The sequence below is a fragment of the Paraburkholderia sp. RL17-368-BIF-A genome (assembly GCF_046054045.1).
GTDB classification, from domain to species: domain Bacteria; phylum Pseudomonadota; class Gammaproteobacteria; order Burkholderiales; family Burkholderiaceae; genus Paraburkholderia; species Paraburkholderia graminis.
The window spans coordinates 49913-70793 of sequence record NZ_JARESN010000010.1 but is presented as its reverse complement, the minus strand read 5'-3'; the positions used below and the strand labels follow the sequence as shown (position 1 = coordinate 70793).

16 protein-coding genes are annotated in these 20881 nt (G+C 64.1%); 9 read left to right on the top strand and 7 right to left on the bottom strand.

The features are described 5' to 3' along the window. Positions 1 to 204: 204 nt before the first annotated feature. The 3 genes from P0D87_RS18515 to garD all read right to left on the bottom strand — a co-directional run bounded on the left by P0D87_RS18515 (position 205) and on the right by garD (position 3713). Positions 205 to 1164 (bottom strand): SMP-30/gluconolactonase/LRE family protein, encoded by a 960-nt coding sequence (locus P0D87_RS18515; protein WP_053860245.1) that lies wholly within the window; start codon positions 1162 to 1164, stop codon positions 205 to 207. Beyond that, positions 1161 to 2003 carry an NAD-dependent epimerase/dehydratase family protein gene (locus P0D87_RS18510; protein WP_053860244.1) on the bottom strand — a complete coding sequence of 281 codons (843 nt, stop codon included), beginning with the start codon at positions 2001 to 2003 and terminating at the stop codon, positions 1161 to 1163. Before P0D87_RS18510 ends, P0D87_RS18515 begins: the two co-directional genes overlap by 4 nt. A gap of 120 nt (positions 2004 to 2123) precedes the next feature. Further along, positions 2124 to 3713, bottom strand: a complete 1590-nt coding sequence (gene garD, locus P0D87_RS18505; protein ID WP_053860243.1) for a galactarate dehydratase — start codon at positions 3711 to 3713, stop codon at positions 2124 to 2126. 217 nt (positions 3714 to 3930) lie between these two features. Between garD and kdgD the strand changes: the two genes are divergently transcribed. The 3 genes from kdgD to P0D87_RS18490 all read left to right on the top strand — a co-directional run bounded on the left by kdgD (position 3931) and on the right by P0D87_RS18490 (position 7288). Then, entirely contained in the window at positions 3931 to 4848 is a 918-nt protein-coding gene (kdgD, locus tag P0D87_RS18500) for a 5-dehydro-4-deoxyglucarate dehydratase (protein WP_006052338.1), read from the top strand. Between the two features lie 180 nt (positions 4849 to 5028). After that, on the top strand, positions 5029 to 6378 hold the full coding sequence (locus tag P0D87_RS18495) for an MFS transporter (protein WP_006052339.1): 1350 nt from the start codon (positions 5029 to 5031) through the stop codon (positions 6376 to 6378). Positions 6379 to 6544: 166 nt separating this feature from the next. Beyond that, positions 6545 to 7288 (top strand): FadR/GntR family transcriptional regulator, encoded by a 744-nt coding sequence (locus P0D87_RS18490; RefSeq protein ID WP_006052340.1) that lies wholly within the window; start codon positions 6545 to 6547, stop codon positions 7286 to 7288. A gap of 116 nt (positions 7289 to 7404) precedes the next feature. On the opposite strand, the gene P0D87_RS18485 is transcribed toward P0D87_RS18490, so the two are convergent. After that, complete coding sequence (locus P0D87_RS18485) at positions 7405 to 9012, bottom strand: aldehyde dehydrogenase (NADP(+)) (RefSeq protein WP_006052341.1); 1608 nt, start codon at positions 9010 to 9012, stop codon at positions 7405 to 7407. Positions 9013 to 9250: 238 nt separating this feature from the next. On the opposite strand from P0D87_RS18485, the gene garL reads away from it, so the two are divergent. The 3 genes from garL to P0D87_RS18470 all read left to right on the top strand — a co-directional run bounded on the left by garL (position 9251) and on the right by P0D87_RS18470 (position 13225). Then, positions 9251 to 10057, top strand: coding sequence for a 2-dehydro-3-deoxyglucarate aldolase (garL, locus tag P0D87_RS18480; protein WP_006052342.1), 807 nt, complete (start codon positions 9251 to 9253; stop codon positions 10055 to 10057). 33 nt (positions 10058 to 10090) lie between these two features. Beyond that, the gene (locus tag P0D87_RS18475; protein ID WP_081653117.1) at positions 10091 to 11005 is read left to right on the top strand and encodes a 2-hydroxy-3-oxopropionate reductase; all 915 of its coding nucleotides are present in this window, start codon (positions 10091 to 10093) and stop codon (positions 11003 to 11005) included. A gap of 306 nt (positions 11006 to 11311) precedes the next feature. Continuing rightward, positions 11312 to 13225 carry a glycoside hydrolase family 28 protein gene (locus P0D87_RS18470; RefSeq protein ID WP_307260990.1) on the top strand — a complete coding sequence of 638 codons (1914 nt, stop codon included), beginning with the start codon at positions 11312 to 11314 and terminating at the stop codon, positions 13223 to 13225. Between the two features lie 100 nt (positions 13226 to 13325). On the opposite strand, the gene ilvD is transcribed toward P0D87_RS18470, so the two are convergent. The 3 genes from ilvD to P0D87_RS18455 form a co-directional block, all read right to left on the bottom strand. Further along, on the bottom strand, positions 13326 to 15185 hold the full coding sequence (gene ilvD, locus P0D87_RS18465; RefSeq protein WP_029971773.1) for a dihydroxy-acid dehydratase: 1860 nt from the start codon (positions 15183 to 15185) through the stop codon (positions 13326 to 13328). Between the two features lie 316 nt (positions 15186 to 15501). Further along, positions 15502 to 16800 (bottom strand): MFS transporter, encoded by a 1299-nt coding sequence (locus tag P0D87_RS18460; protein WP_053860241.1) that lies wholly within the window; start codon positions 16798 to 16800, stop codon positions 15502 to 15504. Between the two features lie 32 nt (positions 16801 to 16832). After that, positions 16833 to 17690, bottom strand: a complete 858-nt coding sequence (locus P0D87_RS18455) for an NAD-dependent epimerase/dehydratase family protein (RefSeq protein WP_006052347.1) — start codon at positions 17688 to 17690, stop codon at positions 16833 to 16835. A 555-nt stretch (positions 17691 to 18245) separates the two neighbouring features. Between P0D87_RS18455 and P0D87_RS18450 the strand changes: the two genes are divergently transcribed. Genes P0D87_RS18450 through P0D87_RS18440 form a run of 3 tightly spaced genes read left to right on the top strand, consistent with a single transcriptional unit; the run spans position 18246 to position 20826 of the window. Further along, a complete protein-coding gene (locus P0D87_RS18450; protein WP_053860240.1) occupies positions 18246 to 19658 on the top strand; it encodes a cytochrome ubiquinol oxidase subunit I in 1413 nt (470 codons plus the stop codon). Positions 19659 to 19688: 30 nt separating this feature from the next. Further along, the gene (gene cydB, locus P0D87_RS18445; RefSeq protein ID WP_053860239.1) at positions 19689 to 20693 is read left to right on the top strand and encodes a cytochrome d ubiquinol oxidase subunit II; all 1005 of its coding nucleotides are present in this window, start codon (positions 19689 to 19691) and stop codon (positions 20691 to 20693) included. Continuing rightward, positions 20668 to 20826, top strand: coding sequence for a hypothetical protein (locus tag P0D87_RS18440; RefSeq protein WP_006052350.1), 159 nt, complete (start codon positions 20668 to 20670; stop codon positions 20824 to 20826). The genes cydB and P0D87_RS18440 overlap by 26 nt, the downstream gene beginning before the upstream one ends. Positions 20827 to 20881: the final 55 nt, after the last annotated feature.

The window sequence follows — 20881 nt, the reverse complement described above, 5'->3', positions numbered from 1 at the left end:
AGCATGGACAGGCGCGACAGCGACGGGGATTGCAAAACAATGCGATGGGCTAAAGCCGGAACGCCGATTTTTCGTAAAACGACGACGCAAATCGTCGTATCGACGCCACAATGTTGTATGACGAGTGATGAATTAACGAGCGTGAAACAATAAGCGCCGGTCGCGTTGCCCGCGCCGGCGCTCTTTCCGACTGCTCTCTTTCGCTTACAGATCGCCGGCGAATTCCGGCTCGGGCAAGCCGGTGACCCCCGGACGCACCGCGAACAGATGCCCGTCGTGTTCGCTCGCGCCAGTCGCCGGGCGAATCGACGTGACGAACAGCGTGTCCAGGTCGCGGCCGCCGAATGCGCACATCGCGGGTTTGATCGCGGGCACGTTAATCTGCCGGTCGAGCTTGCCTTGCGGCGTGAAGCGCAGCAGCGCGCCCGCGTCGTTCGCGCAGATCCAGTAGCAGCCGTCCGCATCCACCGCCGCGCCGTCGGGCCGCCCCACATAGTGGTTCAGGTCCGCGAACACGCGGCGGTTGCGCGGCTCGCCGGTTTCGACGTCGTAGTCGAAAGCCCATATCTGTCTGCGCAGCGGGTGCGAGTCCGACAGATACATCGTGCTGCCATCGGGCGACCAGCCGAGGCCGTTCTGCGTGATGAGTCCGTCGACGATCGGCGCCGACAGCACGCCGTCCGCGTCGAATCGGTACAGCGCGCCGGCCGGGTTGGCCGCCGCCATATCCTGCACCATCGTGCCTGCCCAGAAACGGCCTTGCCGGTCGCAGCGGCCGTCGTTGAAACGCATGTCGCCGAACGGGAAGACCGGTGCGGCGAGCTTGCGCCCGCTGACCTTCACGGGCTCGGCTTGCGTCGCAAGAGGCGCCGAAGCGTCGCTCAGCGTCACCGCGAAAAGACCGGTCTCACAGCCCGCGAGCACGGTGCCGCGACGATCGAACGCGATGCACGCGACCTTCTCGGGCAACAGCCATTCAGACCGCTCGCCGCTTTCGAGTCGCAAGCGCACGATTTTTTGCGCCGGAATATCGACCCAGTAAAGCGCCTGTTCCGCCGCGCGCCATACCGGACTCTCGCCGACGGCAGCCGGCGTCGGCCCCGCCGCTTCGACGCGTTCGACGCGTTCGACCCGTTCGACGCGAGGATTGCCCGCCGCGCTCATCGCTTCGGCTCCATCGGCCCGGCCAGCACGAACGGCCCGCCCTGAAAGCGCTGCGTGGGATCGTCCAGATCGGCAGTCGGCGCGGTGACCGGGAACAGATGCTCGAACTGAACGGAGCTGTCCTGCGGACGGAAACCGAGAAACGCCGCTTTGGTGTTATCGACCCACTTGGTGCGGTTATCCGACACGCCGTACACGATCGCGTGCCCGACGCGATTCGTGAACAGCGAACAGCGCACGAGTTCGATGAAGTCGCGATAGCTCAGATACGTGACGAGCATGCGCGGGTTCTTCGGCTGCTCGAACGACGAGCCGATCCGCAGACACACCGTCTCGAGCCCGAAGCGGTCGAAGTAATAGCGCGACAGCGATTCGCCGAAGCATTTGGTCACGCCATACAGGCTGTCCGGACGCAACGGCGCGTCGGTATCGAGCACTTCCGTCACCGGATGAAAACCGACCGCGTGATTCGAGCTTGCGTAGACGACGCGCTTCACGCCCTGCTTCTGCGCCGCCGAATACAGGTTGTAGAGACCACGAATGTTCGCTTCGAGCAGATCGGCGAACGGCGCTTCGACGGAGATGCCGCCGAGGTGAATCACCGCGTCCACGCCTTCGAGCAGCGCGAGGACCGCGGCTTCGTCGGCGAGGTCGACGATCGACGCTTCTTCGTGCGCAGCCAGCTCGCCGAGCGGCGCGATGTCGGTCACGCGCACCACGTCGGCCCACGCGGCCAGCGCGCCGCGCAATTGCTTGCCGAGATTGCCTGCCGCGCCGGTGAGCAGCAGGCGTCGAAACGGTTTTTTCGAGGATGGGTGGTCGGAATTCGAATCAGTCATGTCTTTTTGTTTGAGCCGTCTATGAGGCGAATGAAGCGAATAAGGCAAATGAAGCTAACGAAGCAGTGAAGCCACCACGTAAAACGAGCCGCGAATTTCGCGGCTCGCCAGATGCGGCACTCAGGTCACCGGCGCCGGATTGAACAGCGCCAGCGCATTATGCAGCTTCAGCTTCTCGGCGCAGGTCTTCTTGCGGCCGCTCGCGACGTCGAGCATGAAGCGGAACAGTTCCCAGCCCACCTCTTCGATCGTCGCCGTGCCCGTCGCGATGGTGCCCGCGTTGATGTCCATCAGGTCATGCCAGCGGCGCGCCAGATCGGAACGCGTCGCGACCTTGATGACCGGCACTTCGGCGAGACTGTACGGCGTGCCGCGGCCCGTCGTGAAGACGTGCAGATTGATGCCGGCCGCCAGCTGAAGCGTGCCGCAGATAAAGTCGCTCGCCGGCGTCGCCGCATAAATCAGCCCTTTCTGGCGCACTTTCTCGCCCGGCGACAGCACGCCCGAAATCGCCGAGTTGCCCGACTTGATGATCGAGCCCATCGCCTTCTCGACGATGTTCGACAGCCCGCCTTTCTTGTTGCCCGGCGTGGTGTTCGCGCTGCGGTCCGCGCCGCCGCGCTTCAGATAATCGTCGTACCACTGCATCTCGCGGATGATCGCCTGCGCGACGTCCGCGTTCGCCGCGCGCGCCGTCAGTTGATCGACGCCGTCGCGCACTTCGGTCACTTCGGAGAACATCACGGTGGCGCCCGCGCGCACCAGCAGGTCGGTCGCGAAGCCCACGGCCGGATTCGCGGTGAGTCCGGAAAACGCGTCGCTGCCGCCGCATTGCACGCCGACCACGAGATCCGCAGCGGAGCAGGTCTCGCGACGCCGGTTGTTGAGCCGCTTCAGATGACCTTCGGCGGTCCTCATGATCGAATCGATCATCGACTGGAAGCCGACGTGCGATTCGTCCTGCAACACGACCACGTCGCCGTTCTCGTCGGCGCCAAGATCGCCGATGTCCGCGATCTCGCTCGGGTTCTGCGCGGCGGCAATCGGAATCGTGCCGGGCGGCATCAGGCGTTCCGGCTGCAATTTCTCGCAACCGAGGCTCACCATCATCACCTCGCCGCCGAAGTTCGGATTCAGCGCGATGTTGCGCACGGTGCGGATCGGCACCATCGCGTCGGGCGCGTCGATCGCCACGCCGCAGCCGTAGGTGTGGCCGAGGCCGACCACGTCGTCGACATTCGGGTACTTCGGCAACAACTCAGACTTGATGCGCACGACCGCGTGTTCGACCACATCCGCCACGCATTGCACTGTCGTGGTGATCGCCAGAATGTTGCGCGAGCCCACCGAGCCGTCCGCGTTGCGATAGCCCTCGAAGGTGTAGCCCTCGAGCGGCGGCATCTCCGGCGCCTTGATCGTCGCAATGGGCAAGTCTTCGAGTCCCGGCGGACTCGGCATGCGGATCACGTGCTCGTTGATCCAGCTTCCCTTGGGCAGCGCCTTCAGCGCATAGCCGATCACCACGTTGTAGCGGATGACCTCGTCGCCCTCGGCCAGATCGGCCAGCGCGACTTTGTGGCCTTGCGGCACGCGCTCGCGTAGCACCAGGCCGTCGGGGAATACGGCGCCCTCACCCAGTCCGCCGTCGTTCACGACGATCGCGACATTGTCATTGGGGTGAACGCGAATGTAGAGCGGTGAAAGTTCCATTGCATCGATCCTTATGGCGATTTACGCCTTCTGCGCCAGCTTATTCATACGTCATCCTACAACATGAGAATCGCGTGGGATGTTCCGTATTTACCCTAACAGCACCATTATGCCGCGAAAACACCGTTGAGTTAGCCGAATTGTTGTTGTACGATGACGTATAAGAAATCTTCATTTCTATTGATCCAACCTACACCGACGCCTGGATACAGACATCATGACGACACCGCAGGAACTCAAGCAGATCGTTTCAGAAGGCCTCCTCTCCTTCCCGGTCACCGACTTCGACGCACAAGGCGAATTCCGCGCCGACACCTTCGCCGAGCGCCTCGAATGGCTCGCTCCGTACGGCGCTTCGGCGCTGTTCGTCGCCGGCGGCACGGGCGAGTTCTTCTCACTGACGCACAACGACTATTCGAACGTCGTGCGCACCGCAGCCGAAGTCTGCAAGGGCAAGGTGCCGATCCTGGCCGGCGCAGGCGGCCCGACGCGCGTCGCCATCGAGTATGCGAAAGAAGCCGAGCGCCACGGCGCAAACGGCATTCTGCTGATGCCGCACTATCTGACGGAAGCCTGCCAGGAAGGCATCGCCGCGCACGCCGAAGAAGTCTGCAAGTCGGTGCCGAACATGGGCGTGATCATTTACAACCGCGCCAATTCGAAGCTTAACGCCGACATGCTCGAGGGTCTCGCCGAGCGCTGCCCGAACCTGATCGGCTTCAAGGACGGCGTGGGCGAGATCGAAAACATGGTGACGATCCGCCGCCGCCTGGGCGACCGCTTCTCGTACCTCGGCGGCCTGCCGACCGCGGAAGTCTACGCCGCGGCCTACAAGGCGCTGGGCGTGCCGGTGTACTCGTCGGCGGTGTTCAACTTCATTCCGAAGACCGCGATGGACTTCTACCGCGCAATCGCCGCGGACGACCACGCGACCGTCGGCAAACTGATCGACGAATTCTTCCTGCCGTACCTGAAGATTCGCAACCGCCGCGCGGGTTACGCGGTGAGCATCGTCAAGGCGGGCGCGAAGCTCGTCGGCCACAGCGCCGGCCCGGTGCGTGCGCCGCTGACCGATCTGACCGAAGAAGAAATGGCGCAACTCGACGCGCTCATCAAGACGCTCGGCCCGCAGTAACGCAGCGCGCGTGGCCGGTGGATCGACTGCCGGCCGGCCACGCGGACAACTGCCGCAGATGAGAGCCGCATAGACGGCTGCGCAAGGAGCGCCCGGAGACGACCGCGTCGCCGGGCGTTTTTCGCACATGCGGTCGAGGCCACGAGCCCGCTCTCTTGTACAAGAATTAAGGAGATGACCATGGAAATGAGCCGCACGGCGAGTTCCGCCAACGTCGCAAAGCGCACCAAAGTCCGCTACGCGATCCTGCTTCTTATCTTTGTAATCACCACGTTCAATTACGCAGACCGCGCGACGCTGTCGGTCACCGGCTCGGCGATGCGCGCCGAATTCGGCTTCGACGCGATCCGCATGGGCTACATTTTCTCGGCGTTCAGCTGGGCTTACGTGGCCTCGCAATTGCCGGCCGGCTGGCTGCTCGACCGCTTCGGCGCACGGCGCGTGTACGCCGCGAGCATTTTCTTCTGGTCGCTCTTCACGCTGCTGCAAAGCTCGATCGGATTGCTCGGCAGCGCGGCCGCCGCGGTGACGGGTCTCTTCGTGTTGCGTTTCGCGATGGGCGCGGCGGAATCGCCGGCCTTTCCGGCCAACGCCAAAGTCGTCGCGAGCTGGTTTCCGACCAAGGAACGCGGCACCGCCTCGGCGATCTTCAACTCGGCGCAATACTTCGCGGCAGTGATCTTCACGCCGCTGATGGCCTGGCTCACGCACGCGTTCGGCTGGCACATGGTGTACGTCGTGATGGGCGTGGCCGGCTTGCTGCTCGCGCTCACCTGGCTCAAGGTGATGAAGCATCCCGCCGACCATCCGGGCGTGTCGGCTTCGGAACTGGAGTACATCGAACAGGGCGGCGGCGTGATCAACGGTCACCAGAAAACCGGTCCCGCCGACGTCGAAAAGGCCGGCGGCTGGTCACTCGTGCGCCAGTTGCTGACGAACCGGATGCTGGTCGGCGTCTATCTCGCGCAGTACTGCATCAACGTGCTGACCTACTTCTTCCTGACCTGGTTTCCGATCTACCTCGTGCAGGCGCGTCACATGACGATTCTGCAGGCGGGCCTCGTCGCGTCGTTGCCGGCGATCTGCGGATTTTCCGGCGGCGTGCTCGGCGGCATTCTGTCGGACTCGCTGATCCGGCGCGGCCATTCGCTGACCGTCGCGCGCAAGGTGCCGATTGTCGGCGGCATGCTGCTGTCGGTGTCGATCATCGGCTGCAACTACGTTTCCACCGACTGGATCGTCGTCGCGCTGATGTCGCTCGCGTTCTTCGGCAAGGGCATCGGCGCGCTCGGCTGGGCGGTGGTCGCCGATACGTCGCCGAAGGAAGCGCTCGGTTTGTCGGGCGGCATCTTCAACATGTTCGGCAACGTGGCCGGCATCGTCACGCCGATCGTGATCGGCTACCTGGTCGCGCAAAGCGGCTCGTTCAACGGCGCGCTGGTGTTCGTCGGCGCGAACGCGCTGCTGACGGTGTTCAGCTACCTCGTGATCGTGAAGGACATCAAGCGCGTGGAGCTGCGCCCGCGCTAAGCGCGGCGCGAATTACAGCGCCCGGCTTCGGGCCGCGGCCGCGCGCTGCGGCCCGGCCCTCACCTCCCGCTCAAATTGATCCGGCCTTTCTATAATCAGTCGTCAGACGACGGTATAATGGATCGCAGAAAGTATCTGCAACTATCTGATTCAAGGGGCGTTTTCGATGGCTACACCACTGGCATCCGCGGCACCGCCACGACGCGCTCGTAATCTCGCCGAGCTCGTCGTCAATTACGTCACCGAGCAGATCGCGTCCAACGCGCTGAAACCAGGCGACAAGCTGCCGACCGAATCGCAACTCATGGTCACGCTGAGCGTGAGCCGCACGGTCATTCGCGAGGCGATTTCGCGCCTGCAGGCGGGCAAGGTCATCGAGACGCGGCACGGCATCGGCAGCTTCGTGCTCGAGCCGCAGCGCGAAAAGCTCGGTATTGATATGGTGCCGGCCACCACGCTGCGCGACGTGTTGTGCATCCTCGAATTGCGTATCAGCCTCGAAACGGAATGCGCGGGTCTCGCGGCCCAGCGTGCCAAACCGGAAGACCTCGCGCGCATGCGCGCCGCGCTCGACGCGATCGAAGCGACGCGCCATAACGGGCTCGACAGCGTCGAGGCCGACCTGCAGTTTCATATTTCGGTGGCGCGCGCCACGGGCAACCGCTATTTCGTCGACATTCTCACGCAAATGGGCAGCGCGCTGATTCCGCGTAACCGTCTCGATTCCGCGGGCATTGCGCGCGCCGAGCCGGACGCGTACCTGTCGCTCGTCAACCTCGAGCACGAGAGCATTCTCGAAGCGATCAGCCGCCACGACGCCGACGGCGCGCGCGCGGCCATGCGCATGCATCTGTCGAATAGCCGCGAACGGCTGCGTCGCGCGAACGAAACGTCCGAGGCGAATAGCTGAACGCGCCGGTTTTTCAAGCGCATAGACGTACGACTACGCGCCAACGGTAAAAAGAAAATGGCCGGGGAGTTCACCTCCCCGGCCATTTTTCATTCGATGCCGCCAATCAGGCGCGCTTAGCTGCGCGTGATCTCGCCATCGCGGCGACGCCACAGATTCAGCGGATTGCTGTCAGCCAGCGCCTCCGGCAACAGATCCGCCGGGAAGTCCTGATAGCAGACCGGGCGCAGGAAGCGTTCGATCGCGGTCGTCCCGACCGAGGTCGCGCGGCTGTCGGAGGTCGCCGGGAACGGGCCGCCGTGGACCATCGCGTGGCAGACTTCGACGCCGGTCGGAAAGCCGTTGACCAGCAGACGCCCGGCCTTGCGCTCGAGAATCGGCACGAGCTTCTGGGCCGCGGGCACGTCGGCGGCGTCCATCTGGATCGTGGCCGTCAGTTGGCCGGCAAAGTGCTCGGCAACTTGCAACAGCTCGGCTTCATCCTTGCAGCGCACGATCGTCGATGCCGGACCGAATACCTCGTCCTCCAGCGCCGGCGTGGCGACGAACGTCTGCGCGTCGGTCACGAACAGTGCGGCGCGCGCCTGGTTCGGGCCCGTTACGTCGGCGCCGCGCGCCACCGTTTCGACGCCGGCGGTCTTGGCCAGCTTGCCCTCGCCTTCCGTGTAGGCGGAGTGGATGCCCGAAGTCAGCATGGTCTGCGCCGGCTTGGCGGCCAGGGCTTCAGAGGCGGTGGCGACGAAACTCTTCAGCGCATCGCTGTCGACGGCAATCGCGAGGCCCGGGTTCGTGCAGAACTGGCCGGCGCCCAGCGCGAGCGAATCGACGAAGCCGCGCGCGATGTTCTCGGTGCGCTGCTTGAGCGCGTTCGACAGCAGAAACACCGGGTTGATGCTGCTCATTTCCGCGTAGACCGGAATCGGCTCGGGGCGCGCCGCCGCGACGCGCATCAGCGACAAGCCGCCCGCGCGCGAACCGGTGAAGCCGACCGCCTTGATCGCCGGATGCGCGACGAGCGCCTCGCCGACCGAATTGCCTGCGCCGACGATCAGCGAGAACACGCCTTCCGGCAGGTCCATTTCCGCTGCGACGCGCTGGATCACACGGCCGACCATCTCCGACGTGCCGAGGTGCGCGCGATGCGCCTTCACGACAACCGGGCAACCGGCTGCGAGCGCCGCCGCCGTGTCGCCGCCGGCCACCGAGAACGCGAGCGGGAAATTGCTGGCGCCGAACACGGCGACCGGTCCCACCGGAATCCTTTGCATGCGCAGATCGGAACGCGGCAGCGGCTTGCGGTCCGGCAGCGGCGAATCGAGCGTCGCGGTAAGCCACTGGCCCGAGCGCACTACTTGCGCAAACAGCTTGAGCTGGCCGGTCGTGCGGCCGCGCTCGCCTTCCAGACGCGCCTTCGGCAAGCCGGATTCCTGCTGCGCGCGCTCGACGAGCGCATCGCCCAACGCCGTGATGCCGTCCGCGATACGTTCGAGGAACTCGGCGCGCACGCTGAGCGGCAGTTGGCGGTACGGATCGAATGCCTTGCCCGCCAGTTCGCAGGCGAGGTTGACGTCGCTAGCCGTGCCGCTGCCGAAAACCGGCTCGGCGATGTCCGTGCCGGTGGTGGGATTGAACGCGTGCAGCGCCTGTTCGGCGCCGCGCACGGCCTTGCGGCCGATCAGCATTTCGCCGGTGATCTGGCCGGTGACTTCGCTGGAATGGGACATGTCTCTCTTCCTTGTATTAGAGCGCTAGATATAAGTCATCCTACAACATACGGGTGTGCCGATGCAACCGGAACCGCCTACTCGCACATGGGCTTTCAGCGTCATTCCGGGTTAACGTGACCGTTACAACGGCTGAATCGGGTGCTAATCTGGATATAGATATACGACGACCTATAACGTGCGGTTCAGCCATCGTCGGAACTTGACCCGATCCATTTGCCGTTCGAGGAATACGTTCATGCCAGCCGCGCCCTGCCAGCCTTATCAGTCTCTTCCCAACAGCTTCCGCCACGCCGTGCGCAGCGGTGAAACGCTGGTCGGCTGCTGGGCCTCGCTCGCGAGCCCGATTGTCGCCGAACTGCTCGGCGTGATCGGCTTCGACTGGCTGCTGCTGGACGCCGAACACGCGCCCAACGACGTCCTCACGCTGATCCCGCAACTGATGGCGCTCAAGGACAGCCGCAGCGCGCCGGTCGTGCGCCCGCCGGCCAACGAGAGCGTCGTCATCAAGCGGCTGCTGGACAGCGGCTTTTCCAACTTCCTCGTGCCGTTCGTCGATAACGCCGACGACGCGGCGCGCGCGGTCGCCGCCACGCGCTATCCGCCGCAAGGCGTTCGCGGCGTCTCGGTGGGCCACCGCGGCAACCGCTACGCGACGGTACCCGACTATTTTGACATTGCCAACGACAACGTCTGCGTCATCGTGCAGATAGAGAGCCGCCAGGCCGTGAACTCGATCGACGCGATTCTTGCCGTCGACGGCGTCGATGCGGTATTCGTCGGCCCGTCCGACCTCGCGGCCGCCTACGGACATCTCGGCAACGCCGCGCATCCCGACGTGCAGCAGGCGATCGCCCATGTGTTCGAACGCGCGCAGGCCGCGGGCAAGCCGAGCGGCATTCTTGCGCCGGTGCAAGCCGACGCCGAACGCTATCTCGCGATGGGCTGCCGCGTCATCGCCGTGTGCGCCGACCTCGGGCTGTTGCGAAACGCCGCGCAGGCCGTCCATCAACACTTCATCAAGAACCCGGCTGGCCAGAGCTAAGCCACGCGCAGCGCGGGCGCAAACCAGGCCGCCATGACATCTCTGGAGCATTCCATGCAAAAAGCAGGCTTTATCGGACTCGGCATCATGGGCAAGCCCATGGCCGCGAATCTTCTCAAGAACGGCGTCACGCTCGCCGCGTTCACGCGCAGCGGCGTGCCCGACGATCTCACCAAGGCCGGCGCACAGGCATGCGACAGCCCCGCCGCCGTCGCCGCGCAGGCCGACATCATCTTCATCATGGTGCCGGATACGCCGGACGTCGAGCGCGTACTGTTCGGCGAAAACGGACTGGCGAGCGCGTTGCATGCGGGTCAAACGGTGGTCGACATGAGTTCGATCTCGCCGATGGCCACGCGCGAGTTCGCCGCTCGCGTGCGCGAAACCGGCGCGGATTATCTCGATGCGCCGGTATCGGGCGGCGAAGTCGGCGCGAAGGCCGGGTCGCTCACCATCATGGTCGGCGGCGAGCAGGCCACCTTCGACAGCGTTAAGCCGCTGTTCGACATGATGGGCAAGAACGTCACGCTGATCGGCGCGGTCGGCGCGGGCCAGGTGTGCAAGGTCGCCAATCAGGTGATCGTCGCGGCCACGATCGAGGCGGTCGGCGAAGCGCTGCTGCTCGCGTCGAAAGCGGGCGTGGACCCGGCGCGCGTGCGCGAAGCGTTGATGGGCGGCTTCGCGTCGTCGCGCATTCTCGAAGTGCACGGCGAACGGATGACGAAGCGCACCTTCGATCCGGGCTTTCGCATCGAACTGCATCAGAAGGATTTGAATCTCGCGCTCTCGACCGCGCAGACGCTCGGCGTTTCGTTGCCGAATACGGCCACCTGTCAGGCGCTTTTCAATGCGTGCGTCGCGCACGGCGGCAAGGCATGGGATCACTCGGCGATGGTGCGTGCGCTCGAAGTGCTCGCCAATCACGAGATCGGCCAGCAAACAACCTGATCCATCACGCGCGTTCCGCCGCGCCGCTTCGCCCGTTCGATGTCGATGAATGGGTAAAGCGGCGCGTGTTGCGTTCTGGGCCCGCGCAAACCGACAAATTCCCTTCGTTTCTTTCAATTATTAAGGATGACTGACTTAACAAAACAATCGCAATGAACGCCGTACTTTCGAGCATCGACGATTATTTACAACGCCCTGAAGGGCAAGGAGACATTCGTGGCGAGTCACTATAAAAACAGCGGCAAACGGGCAGCATCGACGAACGCGGCTCATGCCGAACCTTATTCACCTGGACGCCGGGCGTTCATGGTGTTCGCCGGCACCTCCGCGGGCGCGACGCTGCTCGGCGGCTTGTCCGCGTGCGGCGGCTCGGGCAGTTCGGGGCTCACACCCGAAGATCCGATCTGGGGCAGCTACGGCGCCGCGACGCAGATCGTCGCTTCACTCGCCGGCATCAAACAGTCGATGTTCCCATCGCGCGACTTCGTCGTTACGCAATACGGCGCGCAACCGTGCGCGGTGGTCGCGGCAACCAATCCGTACACGGGCTCGTCGTCGCCCGCGAGCCCCGGCTCGAACCAGACCAACGCGGCGTCTTCGTTCGACTCGCGCCCCGCGTTCCTCGCCGCGATCCAGGCAGCCAACGCGGCGGGCGGCGGCCGCGTCGTGGTGCCGTCCGGCAACTGGTATTGCGCAGGTCCGATCGTGCTGCTCAGCAACGTCAATTTTCATTTGAGCGCCAATTGCACGATCTATTTCAGCCCGAATCCCGCGGACTATGCGAAGGACGGCCCGGTCAACTGCGGCGCGAACGGCAACCTCTTTTATAGCCGCTGGCAGGCGAACGATTGCCTGAACTTCGGCTCGCCCGTCTACGCGCGCAATCAGTCGAACATCGCGCTGACCGGCGAAGACGCGACCTCGGTGCTCAACGGTCAGGCGATGACGCCGTTCGCCGGCTCGGGCAACACCGCGACGTGCTGGTGGACCTTCAAGGGATCGAATGGCGCCTACGGTTGCGTGAGTTCGTCGACGCCCTCGCAGGTGTACAAGAACCCGAGCAACGTGGATCTGCGAACTGTTGCGCCCGGCATTTCCGACGCGCTCTACACGCAGTTGACGAGTCCGACGACGCCCTGGCAAGAGGACCAGAACTACTTGCCCGCGCTCTCGGAAGCGGGCGTGCCGATTGCGAAGCGCATCTTTGGCCTCGGTCACTATCTGCGCCCATGCATGGTCGAGTTCATCGGCTGCACGAATGTGCTGATGGAAAACTACACCACGAACAACACGCCGTTCTGGCAGCATCATCCGACCGACTGCAAGAACGTCGTGATTCGCGGCGTGACGACCAACAGCATCGGTCCGAATAACGACGGCTTCGACCCCGACGCGTGCGACAACGTGCTGTGCGACGGCGTGACCTTCAACACGGGCGACGACTGCATCGCGATCAAGTCGGGCAAGGATCTCGATACGCAATACGGTCCCGCGCAAAATCACGTGATCCAGAACTGCACGATGAATAGCGGCCACGGCGGCATTACGCTCGGCAGCGAAATGGGCGGCGGCGTACAGAACATTTACGCGCGCAATCTGCAGATGCTGAATCAGAACTGGGCGACCAATCCGCTCAATATCGCGATCCGTATCAAGACCAATATGAATCGCGGCGGCTTCGTGAAGAACTTCTACGTCGACAAGGTCACGTTGCCCAACGGCGTCGCGCTGAAAGGAGGCGGCTACGGCAGCGCGCTGCTCGCCGGCAGCCCGATCAACGGCACGGTGCCGCTTGGCGTGGTGACTGCGACTGCGGCCAATCCGTCCGCGGCTCAGGGCGGCCTGATTACATTCGACTGCGATTATCAGCCGGCCAACGACGCAATCAGAACGCGGCCGGCGGTCGTGCAGAACGTCAACATCTCGAACGTGCAGGCGAGCAACGTCACGCTCAACGGCGTCACGGCTTCGTGTTTTCAGGCGATCGTCGCGCAAGGCCCCGTCGCGTTCGACTACAACGGACCGACGCCCGCGCCGACCGTTCCGCCGATCACCGGCGTGACGATCTCGAACTGCAATCTCGGCACTGCCGTTTGCGCGGGACCGGCCAACGCCACCACGCCGGGGCCGATCTATGCGTACAACGTCAACGGCATTGCGTTGAAGAACGTCGTGATCGGCGGGACGACGTACAACACGAACGTGGTCGATCAGCGGTAAGACGCGCGCGCGGCGGAGTTGCGGCTCCGCCGCGTTGTGAAAAAAAACCGCTCGGGAGAGCGGTTTTTCTACCACCAGCGCATGACGCGCTGAGCAAAAATCAATCTTCGAGCAACGACAGATCGCGCACCGCGCCCTTGTCGGCCGACATCACCAGCTTCGCGTAAGCCTTGAGCGCCGCCGACACCCGGCGCGGACGCGCCTTCGCCGGCTTCCATCCCTTCGCGTTCTGCTCCTCGCGGCGGCTTGCCAGCTCCGCGTCGGACAGCAGCACGTCGATCGTGCGGTTCGGAATGTCGATGCGGATCTTGTCGCCGTCGCGCACGAGGCCGATCGCGCCGCCCGCCGCCGCTTCCGGCGAACAGTGGCCGATCGACAGCCCCGACGTGCCGCCCGAAAAGCGGCCGTCCGTCAGCAGCGCGCAGGCTTTGCCGAGACCTTGCGACTTGATGTAGCTCGTCGGGTAAAGCATTTCCTGCATGCCCGGCCCGCCCTTCGGACCTTCGTAACGGACGATCACCACGTCGCCCGCCTTCACCTTGCCCGCGAGAATGTTCTCGACCGCTTCGTCCTGCGATTCGGTGACGTGCGCGGTGCCTTCGAACACCAGAATGCTTTCGTCCACGCCGGCGGTTTTCACCACGCAGCCGTCGAGCGCGATGTTGCCGGTCAGCACCGCAAGGCCGCCTTCCTTCGAGAACGCGTGCTCGTACGAACGGATGCAGCCTTCGGCGCGATCCAGATCGAGACTCGGCCAGCGCGTGTTCTGGCTGAACGCCACCTGCGTCGGAACGCCGGCCGGGCCGGCCATGTAGAAAGTCCTGACCGCTTCGTCGTCAGTGCGAACGATGTCCCACTGATCGAGCGCGTCTTTCAGCGTCGGCGCGTGGACCGTGGGCACGTCGGTGTGCAGCTTGCCCGCGCGATCCAGCTCGCCGAGGATCGCCATGATGCCGCCCGCGCGATGCACGTCTTCGATGTGGTACTTGTTGGTGTTGGGCGCCACCTTGCACAGCTGCGGAACCACGCGCGACAGGCGGTCGATGTCCGTCATCGTGAAGTCGATCTCCGCTTCGCGCGCGATGGCCAGCAAATGCAGAATCGTGTTGGTCGAGCCGCCCATCGCGATGTCGAGCGTCATCGCGTTTTCGAACGCCTTGAAGCCGACCGCGCGCGGCAGCACGCTCGCCTTTTCCTCTTCGTAATACTCGCGCGCCAGTCCGACGATGCGGCGGCCGGCGCGCTTGAAGAGTTGCTCGCGGTCCGCGTGCGTGGCGACCACCGTGCCGTTGCCCGGCAGGGAAAGACCGAGCGCCTCGGTGAGGCAGTTCATCGAATTGGCCGTGAACATGCCCGAGCACGAGCCGCACGTCGGACATGCGGAACGCTCGACTTCGGCGACGTCGGCGTCGGAATACGCCTTGTCGGCGGCGATCACCATTGCATCCACGAGATCGAGCTTCTTGAATTCGATGGTGCCGGTCTTCGGATTGGCGAGGCGCGTCTTGCCCGCTTCCATCGGGCCGCCCGACACGAAGATCACCGGAATGTTCAGGCGCATCGCGGCCATCAGCATGCCAGGCGTGATCTTGTCGCAGTTGGAGATGCACACCATCGCGTCGGCGCAGTGCGCGTTGACCATGTATTCCACCGAATCCGCGATGATGTCGCGGCTCGGCAGCGAATACAGCATGCCGTCGTGGCCCATCGCGATGCCGTCGTCGACGGCGATGGTGTTGAATTCCTTGGCAACGCCGCCAGCGGCCTCGATCTCGCGCGCGACGAGCTGGCCGAGATCTTTCAGGTGCACATGGCCGGGCACGAACTGCGTGAACGAATTGACGACCGCGATGATCGGCTTCGAGAAGTCTTCGTCTTTCATGCCGGTGGCGCGCCACAGCGAGCGCGCGCCCGCCATGTTGCGGCCGGCGGTGGAGGTTTTGGAACGGTATGCGGGCATCGTGGTTGTTGAATGAATATCGCTTGAAAGAAGCGGGCCAAGGGAGTGACGGCCCCTCGAGCGCCCGTGCGAACAACCTCGTGAGCCGCGCCGCGGGCAAAACGCGCAATTATCCCACAGGGTCCGGCGGTGTGCGGGTCGCAAGTGCGGCTGGGCGGCGTTCGCGGCGAGGCTTGCGGCGGTGTGCAACGGATTGACCCGTGAACGAAAACGGCGCCCGCAGGCGCCGCTTTGGCTGGACCTCAGCGCCGCGTGATGCCGGCGCGGACGCTTCGTCGAATGTGTCCGTCGAATCTTCGTCGAATATCTGCGTCGATTACTTGGCCGGCACCGCGCCATTCGCCTGCGACCAGCGCGGCTCGGGCGTCTTGTCCGCGCTCTTCGCGAGCAGGCACACCACGCCCGCCGCGATGATGTCGAACACCGCGAGCACCACGAAGAGCGGGCTGTAGCCGACCTGCGTCACGAGCACGCCGAACAGCGCCGTAAAAGCCGCCGCGCCGAGATAGCCGGCCATGCCGCCCATGCCGGTGGCCGTCGCGACTTCGTTCTTGCCGAACATATCCGACGTGATCGCGTACAGTGCGCCCGACAGCGTCTGGTGCGCAAAGCCGCCCACGCACAGGAGCGCGACCGCCACATACGGACTCGCGACGAGGCCCACGCACGCCGGCCCGATCATGCACAGCGCGCCGACCACGAACACCATCTTGCGCGACGTGAACAGCGAAACCTTCGCGTACTTGTGAAACAGCGGGCTCAGATAGCCGCCGAGCACGCAGCCGATATCCGCGGCGAGAAACGGCATCCACGCATACAGCGCGATTTCCTTCAGGTTCATGTGGCGCTCGGTCATCATGTAAAGCGGAATCCACGCGTTGAAGGTCTGCCATGCCGGCTCGGACAAAATGCGCGGAATGCCGATCGCCCAGAAGTCGCGGCTTTTCATCATCGCGAACCAGTTGCGCTTGGGCGCGCCATCGTCGCTATGCTTCGCTTCCTGACCGCTCAGGATGTAGTCGCGCTCCGCGTCGCCGAGCAGCTTCTGCTTGCGCGGATGCTTGTACAGCACCATCCACACGGCGCTCCACACAATCCCCGCCACGCCGACGATCACGAACGCCAGTTGCCACTGCCCATGCAACAGCGCCCAGACCACGAGCGGCGGCGCGAGCAGTGCGCCGATCGACGAACCGATGTTGAACCAGCCGATCGCCACCGAACGCTCCTTGGCCGGAAACCATTCGCTCGTGGCTTTCACGCCGGCCGGAATGCCGGCCGCCTCGGCAATGCCGAGCAGGCCGCGGAAGAAAGCGAGGCTGCGCCATCCCGTCGACCACGCCGCCGCCGCACAGGCGAGCGACCAGGCCAGCGCGAACGCCGCGAAGCCGATCTTGGTGCCGACCGTATCGAGCAGAAAGCCCGCGACCGGCTGCATGAACGCATAGCAAAGCTGCCATGCGACTACGACGTGAGCGTATTGCTCAGTCGTGATGTGCAGGTCTTTCATCAGCGTCGGCGCGGCCACCGACAACGTATTGCGCGCCAGATAATTGATGATGAGCCCGGCTGCGACCAGACTGACCATCCACCAGCGGATGCCCTTGATCTTCATTGCTGCGTCTCCTGGTAATGCTTTAACTTGCTTCAGGCCGGCCGCGCCGCCGAAGCGCTGCCCGCGCCGGTGCCCGCGCCCGTGCCGGCGCCCTCTTCCTCACGCCGCGAATAATCGATGCCGACAAAGCCGCCGCCCTGGAAGCGCTGGCCCAGCGCATCGAGCGGATTCGGACGGGCCAGGATTTCGTCGGCGTAGTCTTCGGCGTTCTGCTTCGGCGTGTAGCCGAGGCGCGCTGCGCCGCTGTTGTCCCACCAGCTACGCGTATTGGCCGACACGCCCCACACGGTGATGAAGCCGAGATCGTCGGCTTCGATGCAGCGGTCGAGGAAATGCATCAGGTCCGCGTGGCCGAACCAGGTGCTGAGATGGCGCGGCTCGGTCGGACGCTCGAGGCAACTGCCGATGCGCACACACACGCTCTCGATGCCGTGCTTGTCCCAGTACATGCGGGCGAGCGCTTCGCCCCAGACCTTGCTCAGGCCATAGAAGCCGTCGGGACGCAGTTCGCAATCGAGGCTCAGCCGCTCCGTCACCGGATACATGCCGATCGCGTGATTCGAGCTGGCGAATACGATGCGCTTCACGCCGTGCCGCCGCGCGCCCTCGTACACCTCGACGAGACCGCGCAAATTGTTTTCGATGATCTCGGGCAGCGGACGCTCGACACTCGTGCCGGCGAAGTGGATCAGCACGTCGACGCCTTCCAGCAGCCGGTCGACGACCGCAGGATCGCGCAGGTCGCCATGCATCACATCCTCGCCGTCGATGAGCGGCGTGAGCGGCTTCGAGCCGGCCGCCGAACGCAGCGGCGTGCCGCGCGCAATGAACGCGGCGCGCACGACCGAGCCAAGCTGGCCACCGGCGCCACTAAGGGCAATCTTCTTCATAGGGGTTCCTTTACTGCACCGGCTCGTGCGCGGGCTAGTTGTACGATAACGTACTATCAACGATGCGGAATCGGATTTCAACTAGGCATTTACCCGAGGTCGCGGCGTGCCTTTCGATGCTTTCAGCCACTGAACGACAAGCCGCAGGCTCCATTTATGGTGCGATGTCGTATGACATTGAAAACAAACCCACCGCATTCCACACTCACCGACGCCATTGGCCACCGCCGCAAACCGCATCGCTCTCAACAAGCAGCCCTCGACACAACCCAACTCCCGCGCCCACCGTTTGCTGCGACGCGGTCGATTGCCGCACTCGCGCCCGTCTGGCGGAAAACGCGTCCTCGCAAGCAATAAGAAAAAGCTGATACAGATCAGTCATTTGCCGCGCGCGCACGGCAAAACCGCACAAAACAACGCGGTTCTTTGACGCACGTCGCGCCGCAGCATAATTCGCCGTGTTGGCCTAATCTTCGGCCATCTGCGAAACGCAGTGCGCACCGACACCGGTCGACGCGCGTAGTCCGCAACGAGCGGCATCACGCCTTCACGATCATGAACTCCGCAATATCGGCATTCGACCTCGCCCGCATCCAGTTTGCGTTCACCGTTTCGTTTCACATCGTTTTTCCGGCGCTGAGCATCGGCCTCGCGAGTTTCATCGCCGTGCTCGAATGGCGCTGGCTCAAAACCGGCAAGACCTACTACAAGGACTTGTGCCTCTTCTGGTCGAAGATCTTCGCCGTCGCCTTCGGCATGGGCGTCGTCTCCGGCGTCGTGATGAGCTATCAGTTCGGCACCAACTGGTCCGGCTTCTCGAGTTTCGCCGGACCCGTCACCGGACCTTTGCTGATGTACGAGGTCATGACCGCGTTCTTTCTCGAAGCCGGCTTCCTCGGCATCATGCTGTTCGGCTGGCAGCGCGTGAGCCCGCGCGCGCATTTCGGCGCGACGCTGATGGTCGCGATCGGCACGCTCATCTCGACCTTCTGGATTCTCGCGTCGAATAGCTGGATGCAGACACCGCAAGGCTTCGAGGTGGTGAACGGGCAGGTCGTGCCGCTCGACTGGTTCAAGATCATCTTCAACCCGTCGTTCCCGTACCGGCTCGCGCATATGGCGCTCGCGGCGTTCATCGTCGCCGGGCTCGTCGTGGCCGCGGTCGGCGCGTGGCACTTGCTGCGCGGACGGCGCGATCCGGCCGTCAAGAAAATGTTTTCGATGGCGCTCTGGCTGCTGCTGATTCTCACGCCGATCCAGGCGGTCGTCGGCGATCAGCATGGTTTGAACACGCGCGAATATCAGCCGGCGAAGATCGCGGCAATCGAAGGTTTGTGGGAAACCGAGAAAGGCGGCACCGCGCTGAACCTGTTCGGCATCCCCGACATGCAGGCGGAAACCACGCGCTACGCGGTGTCGATTCCGCACCTGGGCAGCCTGATCCTCACGCATAGCTGGGACGGCGAAATTCGCGGCCTCAAGGAATTCCCGCCGCAAGACCGGCCGAATTCGACGGTGGTGTTCTGGAGCTTTCGCATCATGGCCGGGCTCGGCATGCTGATGATCGCGATGTCGATTGGCGCATGGGTGCTGCGCCGCCGCGGCACGCTGTTCGAGTCGAAGTGGTTCCAGCGCGTCGCGGTAGCGATGGGCCCGAGCGGCTTCATCTCGCTGCTGGCCGGCTGGGTCACGACTGAAGTCGGCCGTCAGCCGTGGGTCGTGTACGGCGTGATGCGCACGTCGCAGGCCGTGTCGCCGCTCACCGCGCAGCAGGTCGGCATTTCGCTGATGGCCTTCGTGGTCGTGTATTTCCTCGTGTTCGGCACGGGCATTTACTACATGCTCAAGCTGATGCGCTCCGGCCCGGCGCTGCCCGGACAGACGCCGCACGACGCGCCTGCCCACACGTCGGACCAGACCGCGCGCCGCCCTTTCTCCGCCGCCGATCAGGCGATCGACGCCGCGTAACCCGATCTCTTCTCTTAGCCGAGTCACAAAATGGACGTAACCGTAGTGTGGGCCGCGATCATCGCGCTAGGTCTTTTCATGTATGTGGTGCTGGACGGCTTCGATCTCGGCATCGGCATCGTGTTTCCGTTTTTCCCCGACGAGAAAGAACGCGACCTGATGATGAACACCGTCGCGCCCGTCTGGGACGGCAACGAAACCTGGCTGGTGCTGGGCGGCGCCGCGCTCTTCGCCGTCTTTCCGATGGTGTATTCGACCGTGCTGTCCGCGCTTTATCTGCCGCTCGTCTTCATGCTCGTGTGCCTGATCTTTCGCGGCGTGTCGTTCGAGATTCGCGCGAAGGCGAATCGCACGAAGCACCTGTGGGATCTCGCGTTCATCGGCGGCTCGGCGGGCGCGGCGTTTTTCCAGGGCGTCGCGCTGGGCGCGTTTCTGCAAGGCATTCCGGTGATCGACGGCGCGTATGCCGGCGACGCCTTCGGCTGGCTTACGCCGTTCAGCCTGCTGGCGGGCCTCGGACTCGTCGTTACTTACGCGCTGCTCGGCTGCTGCTGGCTGGTTGCCAAGACGGAAGGCGATCTGCAGCGCCGCCTGCATCGCATGGTGTGGCCGCTGACGGTCGTGCTGCTCGGCTTCATCGCGATGGTGAGCCTGTGGACACCGCTGCAGGACGCGAACATCGCGCAACGCTGGTTCGACGACGGCCTGTTCTACCGGCTGCTGCCCGTGCCGTTCATGGTCGCGGTCTGCGCGTTCTTCATGCGCCGCGCGGTGCGCGAGCGGCATGACAACATGCCGTTCGTGCTCGCGCTGCTGCTCGTGCTGCTCGGTTACGGCGGGCTGCTGGTGAGCCTGTGGCCGTATGCGATTCCGTCGAGCGTGACGTTGTGGGAAGCCGCCGCGCCGCGCTCGAGCCAGACCTTCACGCTGGTCGGCGCAGCCGTGATTCTGCCGATCATCGTCGCCTATACGACGATGGGTTACTGGGTTTTCCGTGGAAAGGTGCGTCATGGCGACCAACATCACTATCACTAGGATCAGATCCGCGCGCAGGCTGCCAGGCTGGCTCTGGTTCATCGCGCTCTGGTGCTTCGGCGTGGGCTCGGCGATGTCGCTCGGTTACGCGTTCAAGCTTCTGATGAATGCGACGCTGTTTGCCGTGAAATAGCCGCTCGCCGCGTGCGCGCGCGGGCAATTCGATCCATGCCGCATAAGCTTTTGCG